Source organism: Cupriavidus sp. 01L46 (genome assembly GCF_056399905.1).
The window spans coordinates 1-7,763 of the sequence record NZ_JBFTSF010000284.1 but is presented as its reverse complement, the minus strand read 5'-3'; the positions used below and the strand labels follow the sequence as shown (position 1 = coordinate 7,763).

General features: G+C 65.8%; 10 protein-coding genes. 4 read left to right on the top strand and 6 right to left on the bottom strand.

The features are described 5' to 3' along the window. Positions 1-83: 83 nt before the first annotated feature. The 3 genes from AC1DS3_RS31635 to AC1DS3_RS31625 all read right to left on the bottom strand — a co-directional run bounded on the left by AC1DS3_RS31635 (position 84) and on the right by AC1DS3_RS31625 (position 3,146). On the bottom strand, positions 84-1,259 hold the full coding sequence (locus AC1DS3_RS31635) for a CaiB/BaiF CoA transferase family protein (RefSeq protein ID WP_477128686.1): 1,176 nt from the start codon (positions 1,257-1,259) through the stop codon (positions 84-86). 62 nt (positions 1,260-1,321) lie between these two features. After that, positions 1,322-2,299 carry a Bug family tripartite tricarboxylate transporter substrate binding protein gene (locus AC1DS3_RS31630; protein WP_441639934.1) on the bottom strand — a complete coding sequence of 326 codons (978 nt, stop codon included), beginning with the start codon at positions 2,297-2,299 and terminating at the stop codon, positions 1,322-1,324. 82 nt (positions 2,300-2,381) lie between these two features. After that, the gene (locus tag AC1DS3_RS31625) at positions 2,382-3,146 is read right to left on the bottom strand and encodes an enoyl-CoA hydratase/isomerase family protein (protein ID WP_441639933.1); all 765 of its coding nucleotides are present in this window, start codon (positions 3,144-3,146) and stop codon (positions 2,382-2,384) included. 73 nt (positions 3,147-3,219) lie between these two features. On the opposite strand from AC1DS3_RS31625, the gene AC1DS3_RS31620 reads away from it, so the two are divergent. From AC1DS3_RS31620 to AC1DS3_RS31605, 4 genes are all read left to right on the top strand, one after another. Continuing rightward, entirely contained in the window at positions 3,220-3,903 is a 684-nt protein-coding gene (locus tag AC1DS3_RS31620; protein WP_477128685.1) for a GntR family transcriptional regulator, read from the top strand. A gap of 152 nt (positions 3,904-4,055) precedes the next feature. Next, positions 4,056-4,676, top strand: a complete 621-nt coding sequence (locus tag AC1DS3_RS31615) for a flavin reductase family protein (RefSeq protein WP_441639931.1) — start codon at positions 4,056-4,058, stop codon at positions 4,674-4,676. Positions 4,677-4,864: 188 nt separating this feature from the next. Then, complete coding sequence (locus AC1DS3_RS31610; protein ID WP_441639930.1) at positions 4,865-5,344, top strand: nuclear transport factor 2 family protein; 480 nt, start codon at positions 4,865-4,867, stop codon at positions 5,342-5,344. A 59-nt stretch (positions 5,345-5,403) separates the two neighbouring features. Next, the gene (locus tag AC1DS3_RS31605; RefSeq protein ID WP_441639929.1) at positions 5,404-5,964 is read left to right on the top strand and encodes a TetR/AcrR family transcriptional regulator; all 561 of its coding nucleotides are present in this window, start codon (positions 5,404-5,406) and stop codon (positions 5,962-5,964) included. A gap of 34 nt (positions 5,965-5,998) precedes the next feature. Here the strand turns inward: AC1DS3_RS31605 and AC1DS3_RS31600 are convergent, their stop codons facing one another. From AC1DS3_RS31600 to AC1DS3_RS31590, 3 genes are all read right to left on the bottom strand, one after another. Continuing rightward, positions 5,999-6,568 (bottom strand): hypothetical protein, encoded by a 570-nt coding sequence (locus tag AC1DS3_RS31600; protein WP_441639944.1) that lies wholly within the window; start codon positions 6,566-6,568, stop codon positions 5,999-6,001. A gap of 206 nt (positions 6,569-6,774) precedes the next feature. Continuing rightward, the gene (locus AC1DS3_RS31595; protein ID WP_441639928.1) at positions 6,775-7,098 is read right to left on the bottom strand and encodes a DUF4148 domain-containing protein; all 324 of its coding nucleotides are present in this window, start codon (positions 7,096-7,098) and stop codon (positions 6,775-6,777) included. Positions 7,099-7,283: 185 nt separating this feature from the next. Then, the coding region (locus AC1DS3_RS31590; RefSeq protein WP_477128684.1) for a TolC family protein at positions 7,284-7,763 on the bottom strand (480 nt) is incomplete at its 5' end.

Below are 7,763 nucleotides of genomic sequence, written 5' to 3'. Positions count from 1 at the left end.
GGGCGATCCGGTGACGCTCGCCGTCGCAGACAACCGGCTCGAGCTGGAGCCAAGGCATTGAACGCTTCGAAGCTGATCTCGTTTCAGCCTACCTCGACGTGCTGGCCAAACTCCTCCAGCAGGCTTGCGCGATGYTCGTCCAGTMTGGGCGAGCGCCGGAAGCCGCTCGCACCTGCCTGGCTGCCGATCTTGATCGGGTTGCCGGCCAGGGTGATCGGGCGGTCCTCGCCGATGCTGGCTTGCAGCAGCATGCCGCGCGCTTGCACGTGCGGGTCCTGCACGATGTCGGCCACGCTTTGCAGCGGGCCGTGCGGCACGCCCGCGCCTTCCAGCGTGGCCGACCAGGTGGCGCTGTCCGCATTGGCCAGGCGCGCTTCCATGCAAGTCTTGAGTTCGGCGTGGTGCTGGTTGCGCGCCACCACGGTGGCAAAGCGCGGGTCGGCAGCCAGCTCCGGCAGGCCGAGCGCGGCGCAGAGTTTCTGGAACAGGGTGTCGTTGCCCGCCGCAATGACGATGAAGCCGTCAGCGGTCTTGAACATGTCGAACGGCGTGATGGAGGGATGGCGCGTGCCCAGCGGCGCGGGCACGGCACCGGTGGCGGAGTGGCGCGCGATGGCGTTTTCCAGCAGCGCGACCTGGCAATCGAGCATGCCGATATCGACGCGTTCGCCAAGCCCTGTGCGGCTGCGCTTGAGCAGCGCGGACTGAATGCCAATGGCGGCATACAGTCCCGCGCCAAGGTCGCCGATGGACACGCCGACCCGCACCGGGTCGCCGCCGGCCTGGCCGGTCACACTCATCAGGCCGCCCATTGCCTGCACCACCATGTCGTAGGCGGGCCGGTCGCGGTAGGGGCCGGTCTGGCCGAAGCCCGAGATCGAGGCATAGACCAGACGAGGGTTGGCGGCGTGCAAGGTTTCCCACGTAAAGCCGAGCTTTTCCATGACGCCGGCGCGGAAGTTCTCCACCAGCACATCGGCGCCGGCGATCATCGCCTCCAGCACTTCACGGTCGCGTGGGGATTTCAGGTCGAGCGCGATGGATTCCTTGTTGCGGTTGACCGAGGCGAAGTATGCCGACTCGCCATCCACGAACGGGCCTACATGCCGGGAGTCGTCACCGCCTGCGGGGTTCTCGATCTTGATCACGCGCGCGCCGAGGTCGGCCAGCATCATGGTGCAGTAGGGACCGGCCAGCACACGGGTCAGGTCCACCACGGTAAAGCCCGCGAGCGGGAGGTTTGCGGCATTGCGATTCATGGAAATCCTTTTGGGCCGGGAGGCCCCGGGTATATCGAACGAGTGCGGGAAGGGCGTGCGGCTCAGTCGATCCTGGCGCCGCTGCTCAAAGTCAGATCTGCCACGGTCTTTCCTTCTCGCTGCGCGAACTGCCGGAACTCCGCGGGCGATGCGGACGGCGAGACTTCTTCGCCGCGGCTGGCCAGCCTGGCCCGCAATTCCGGTTTGGCCAGTGCCTTGGCGGAAGCGGCGAAGAGTTTCTCGATCACGGCGGGCGGTGTTTGCGCCGGGGCAAACAGGCCGTACCAGTTGGTCACGTCGTAGCCTTTGATGCCGGCTTCGGCGATGGTCGGATAGTTCGGCAGCACGGAAGAGCGTTTGGCGGAGGTGACGGCAATGCCGACCACCTTGCCGGTATCGATCATGGCCTGCACGGAAGCCGGCGTGGCAAAGGTGAACTGCGCATCGCCGGCGGCCACCGCTTGCGCGGACGGCGCGCCGCCCTTGTAGGGCACGTGGGTAAGCTGGACGTCGGCCAGCTTGGTGAACTGCACGCCGGCCAGGTGCGTGATCACGCCGTTGCCGGAGGACGAGTAATTGAGCGCGCCGGGGTGCTGGCGGGCTTTCGCCAGCAGGTTGGCCACGCTGGTGATGCCGGATTCCTTGTTGGCCGCCAGCAGCAGCGGCGAGACGGTCAGCCGCGTGATGGGCGCAAAGTCCGTGGGCTCGTAGCGGATGTTCTTGTAGAGCACCTTGTCGCCGCCCATCAGGCTGGCCGAGGCGATATACAGCGTGTAGCCATCGGCCGGGGCCTTGGCCACGATCTCGGCGGCAATGGTGGTGCCCGCGCCAGGCTTGTTGTCGATGATGACCGGCTGCCCGAGTTCCTTGGAGAGCGCATCGCCATACAGCCGCGCCACGTTGTCGGCGCCGCCGCCAGCGGGGAAGCCGATCACCACGCGGATCGGCTTGATTGGGAAAGCGTCCACCGCCAGCGCGGGGCCGGCCAGGGCGGATGTGGACACTAGCAGGAACAGCAGGGTTGGGTGCCGCTTGGTCATCGTTGTCTCCGGGTTTTGTTTTTTGCGTTCCGTGTTCCGTGTTCTGTCTTCTGCGTTCTGCTTTCTGCTTTCCGCGGCGTGCCTACCTGCCGGTGAATACCGCGGCGCGTTTCTCGCGCCAGGCGGCTGCGCCCTCGCACAAATCCGCCGACGCCCCGGCCCGCGCGATCTCGCGTTCCAGCGCGGCCGTGTCCAGCGCGCCGCGCGCGATCTGGTTCAGGGCCTGCTTCATGCCCAGCAGGGCAATGGGCGCCATGCCGGCGAGYGTGGCGCTGAGCGCATCGACGCGCTGCGCCAGGGCGTCGGCCGTGACGATCTCGGTCAGGAAGCCCACCTTGAGCATTGCATCCGCATCGAGCCGGTCAGCCGTCAGGAAGAGGCGCTTGGCCGTGTCCACGCCCAGCCGGCTGACATAGCGCTCCAGCCCGCCCCGGTAGAAATGCAGGCCGAGCCTGGCGGCCGGCATGAACATGTCGCAGTGGGGCACGCCCACGCGGAAGTCGCAGGCCAGGCACAGATCCGTGGCGCCGCCATAGACGCCGCCGTTGACCGCCGCGATGGTGACGGGGCGAGCGGCTTCGATCAGGTCGATCATCTCGCCGAAGGCCGGCGCCCCCGCCTCGTCGGCGCTGGCCAGCGCGCCGATGTCGTAGCCGCTGCAGAAATACTTGCCGGTACCGGTGAAGCGCAGAACCAAAACAGTCTCCATCGCATTGATGGAGTTGATATGCTCGCGAAGTACCAGCAAATCATGCGGACTTAGCCGATTCGCCACTTCGGGACGTTCAAAGGTGATGGTTGCAACGCTTCCATCGATACTGAGCCGAGGTTCGCCGTGTTTTTGCATATAAGATTGATGTTTAGATATATTGAGGTTGATTTTAGATATGCCAAAGGAAGCATCAAATCGAGGTTTACCCGTGCAATCGCTCCAGGACCGGATCCGGGAGGCGATTGAGGAAGAGATTCACGCCGGCAAGCTGAAGCCCGGATCTCAGCTGGACGAGCGTGCGCTGGCCGAGCAATTCGACAGTTCGCGCACGCCGGTGCGGGAGGCATTGCTGATGCTGGCGGCGCAAGGCCTGGTGACGATCGTGCCGCGCGCGGGGATCTTCGTGCACAAGCCAACCGTGGCCGAACTGGTGGCGATGTTCGAGACGCTGGCTGAGATGGAGGGCGTGGTGGCCCGGCTGGCAACGCAGCGCATCAGCGAGGCGGGCAGGGCGGCGCTGTCGTCGGCGTTCGAGCATGGCCGGGCCTTTGTGGAGGCGGCCGATACGCCGGGCTATGTGGATGCCAACCGTGATTTCCACGACGTGCTCTATCAGGCTACAGCCAACCCTTATCTGGCAGAGCAGATCCGCATGCTGCGGCGGYGGCTGGCGATCTACTGGCGCCATCGCGGACTCATCAACCCCGCTCGCGTGCCGAGTTCCTTCCAGGAGCACGGCGTGATCGTGGCGGCGGTACTGGCGGGCGACGCGGACGCGGCGGCTGCCGCGATGCGCGCGCATCTTTCGGCGGGTGGCAAGGCCGTCGCCGATCTGGTGCTGCTGGCGCAGGACGCTTATGACGAGCCGGCCGCCGCCGCGGGAGGGCGCTGAGCCAACCGCGCCGCGCCGAACGCGCTGGCGCGGCAACTGGTAGCATCGCAGACAGCTGGTCCGGCGCCCACGGGCACCCGGCCAACAACTGGTCAACGGGGCGGCAGCGCTGCCTCCGCTTTTCAACGCTGTTTTCCCGAGTCTCCCGCTTCGTGTCCGCCGAACCCTATTTCTACGAGCCCGCCAACGGGCATGGCCTGCCGCATGATCCCTTCAACGCCATCGTCGGGCCGCGCCCGATCGGCTGGATTTCGTCGCGCGGTGGTGATGGGATTGTCAATCTCGCGCCGTATAGCTTCTTCAACGCCTTCAACTACACGCCGCCCATCGTGGGTTTTTCCAGCATTGGCTACAAGGACAGCGTGCGCAATATCGAGCAGACCCGCGAGTTCTGCTGGAACCTGGCCACGCGGCCGCTGGCCGACGCCATGAACGCGAGCTGCGCGGCCGTGCCGCCGGAGGTCGACGAGTTCGAACTGGCGGGGCTCACGCCGGTGGCGTCGCGCATGGTCGCGGTGCCGCGGGTGGCGCAAAGCCCGGTCTCGTTCGAATGCAAGCTCACCCAGCTGATCCAGCTCGAGGGCGTCGATGGCCATCAGGTGCCGACCTGGCTGGTGCTGGGCGAGGTGGTCGGCGTGCACGTGGACAAGGCGCTGTTGAAGGACGGCATCTATGACACTGCCGCGGCCCGGCCGATCCTGCGCGGCGGCGGGCCGGCCGACTACTTCGAGATCGGGCCCGAGGCGCTGTTCCACATGCGGCGCCCGCGCTGAGCGCTTCCTCGGCGCTGATGGTGGATTCCAGGCCGGCTGATTGCCGGCTTTTTCACGCCTGCAGATTCGGCTTGACAGACAGACCTGTCTACTAAAATAATGTAGACAAGTCTGTATCATTTTGAGTTCGCAGAATGCGCTACAGGCCGCTTTTTTTAATTCATTGCTGTCGCAGCCAGGAGAAGTCGATGTCGTCCAACCCCGAAATCCGTCCGCCCGTGCCCCCGTTCACCCGTGAAACCGCCATCCAGAAAGTACGCGGCGCCGAAGACGGCTGGAACAGCCGCGACCCCGAGCGTGTGGCGCTCGCCTACACCGTCGACAGCGCGTGGCGCAACCGTGCGGAGTTCGTGAACGGGCGCGAGGCCATCGTCGGCTTCCTGGCGCGAAAGTGGCAGAAGGAGCTGGACTACCGCCTGATCAAGGAACTGTGGGCGTTCGACGGCAACCGCATCGCGGTACGGTTCGCGTACGAGTGGCATGACGATTCGGGCAACTGGTATCGCTCCTACGGCAACGAGAACTGGGAGTTCAACGAAGCCGGCTTGATGCAGCGGCGCTTTGCCTGCATCAACGATGCGCCGATCAAGGAGTCCGAGCGCAAATTCTTCTGGCCTTTGGGGCGCCGGCCGGACGACCACGCCAGCCTGAGCGATCTCAGCTTATAAGCCGCATGGCCCGATCAGGGATAATCGCCCCATTTTTCGCAGCAAGGAACACTTCAGCCATGGCCACGCCTTCTGCCCGCGAGCGCATCCTGGATACCGCCGCCCGCCTGTTCTACCAGGACGGGCTGCGCGCGACCGGCATCGACAAGATCATCGCCGAGTCAGGCGTGGCCAAGATGTCCCTGTACCGGCATTTCGCCTCAAAGAACGAGTTGATCGCGGCCTTCCTCGACCAGCGCCACGAGAGCTGGATGCGCTGGTTCGAGCAGGACGTGGAAGCGCGCTTTGCCGCCAGCCCCGGCCTGGAGGTCATCGCGCAGGCGCTGGCCGGCTGGTTCTCCGACAAGGATTTTCGCGGTTGCGCGTTTATCAATGCGGTGGCCGAGGCGGGCGCCTCTGGCGAGGGCACTCAGGTGGCGCAATCCGTGGCGCACAAGGCGGAACTGGCGGCCTATATCGGTTCGCTGGTCAGGCGCCTTGGCCTGCCGGAGCCCGATGCCATTGCTGAAGAGGCGATGCTTTGCGTGGAAGGCATGATCGTGCGGTACCAGATGACAGCCGATCCGGGCGTGATCGATGCCGGACGGCGGTTGCTGCGCCGCTTGCAGCAAGTGCGTTGAAGGCGGGGGCGCAAAGCCCATTTTCGGGCGGCAGTTACAGCGGCGCGGGTTGTGTCTGGGGTGGCTGCACAGGATGCGTTGGCTGCGCAGGCGCGGCCGGCTTCTTGTCGCTCGTGCCACTGTAGGCGAAGTACTTGGCCTTGGCGCCCTTGGCCCAATACGCCAGGGTGAACTGCTTGCTGTCGCGCGCGTAGAGCATCTCGAGGCTGCCGTTGGCTGCCTCCCACTCGGCGTAGCCGTTCTCGGCACTGGGCTCGGTCTTGCGCTTGGACTCGTAGCGGGCATCGAGCTTCTTGCTCACGTCATCCAGCGCGGACCGGTCGAACGTCAGTGTGACGAGCGCCACCGTGTCGCCCGCGTCGCAGTTCACGATCGCGCGGGTCAGGCCCGGCAGATTGAAACGGTCAAGGTGCTTGAGCTCCACCGTGTCCCCGCCGGCCCACGGCGCGGTGCCAGTCTTGACGCGATTCGGGCCGGGGGTCATCCGCGCGCACTTGGTCTTGCCAAGCTCAAGGCCGAGGGGGGCCGCGTCCTTGCCGGGCGGTTGTGCGTGGGCGGCGATCGACGCCAATAGGAGGGCGGCGAGGAGGGGGCGCTTCTTCATCATGGTTTTGGCGAGATTCGAGATCTCGAAACGAACATGAGAGAGATTCTAAGGCCTGCCGCCGCGAGGCTATGCACTTCCGCGTTTTGCCCCAGTGTGTTGAGCAAGCTTTGACGCCACCGCCGTTTGTGTTTCGCACGGTCCATACCGCGTTCCGGGCGCGCGATTCGCGGCCGGAACGCGTAGCGTGCAGCGGCGTTGACGCGTCATGCGCCGTAGTAGAAGGCGCTGCGCACGGCATCGATCCGAGGTTGCATGCTGGCCTGAGCCTGCGCCTGTGGTGGCATGCTTGCCGCGTCCCCCTTGGCTGCCGCGGCAGCTTGYGCTGCCACCTTGGCTTCGGCCGCTTGAATGTCCTGGGGATACGTCGCGTCGTCGCCGCGGCCCGGCTGGTAGCCGGCTTGCTCCAGCCGGATCAGGTCGGCGCGGACTTCGGCACGGGTGAGTGGCGCCGGCTCGCTTTGCGCGAAGGACAGAGCCGGCACTGCCAGGGCGCAGGACAGCAAGACTGTGCGAACGATTGCTTTCATGGTGCGTTACCTCTTTCAGTTGGAAGGGCCCGGTGTCGCTGGGGCCACCGCGCTTTCATCGAGATGATGAAAGGCTGTCACCAGTATTGGTTTTGCGCGGTGACCTCGGCCTTACCATCTCATTACAATCCCGTCATGCACCGCTGATGCTGCCGATGTCGCTACGCCGCTACGCCGCTACGCCGCTATGGCGTCACGGCAGTCCGTTGCCAGCCGCCGCCCAGCGCCTTGACCAGCATCACGCTCGCGATCAACTGGCGTCGGTGCACCTGTTCGGCGGCCCGTTCGCTGGCAAGCGCGGTGCTCTCCAGCACGCTGACATCCAGGTAGGCCACCGCGCCCTTGCGGTAGCGGTCCAGCCCCAGCGCCAGAGCGCGCTCGGACGCCTCGGTGGCGGCTTGCTGGCTGCTGGCCTCTTCCTGCAGCGCATGCAGCGCGGCAAAGTTGTCTTCTACCTCCTGGAAGCCGCGCAGCACGCTTGCGCGATAGTCGGCGGCACTGGCATCGAACTGCGCGCGCGCGCTGTCGGCCATCGCCTGGCGGCGGCCGCCGTCGAACAGCGTGGCGGCCAGTGCCGGGCCGATTGCCCAGAAGCGGCTCGGCGCGGTCAGCCAGCTGGCCAGGCTGGTGCTCTCCAGGCCGCCGCCGACGGCGAGCAGCAGGCT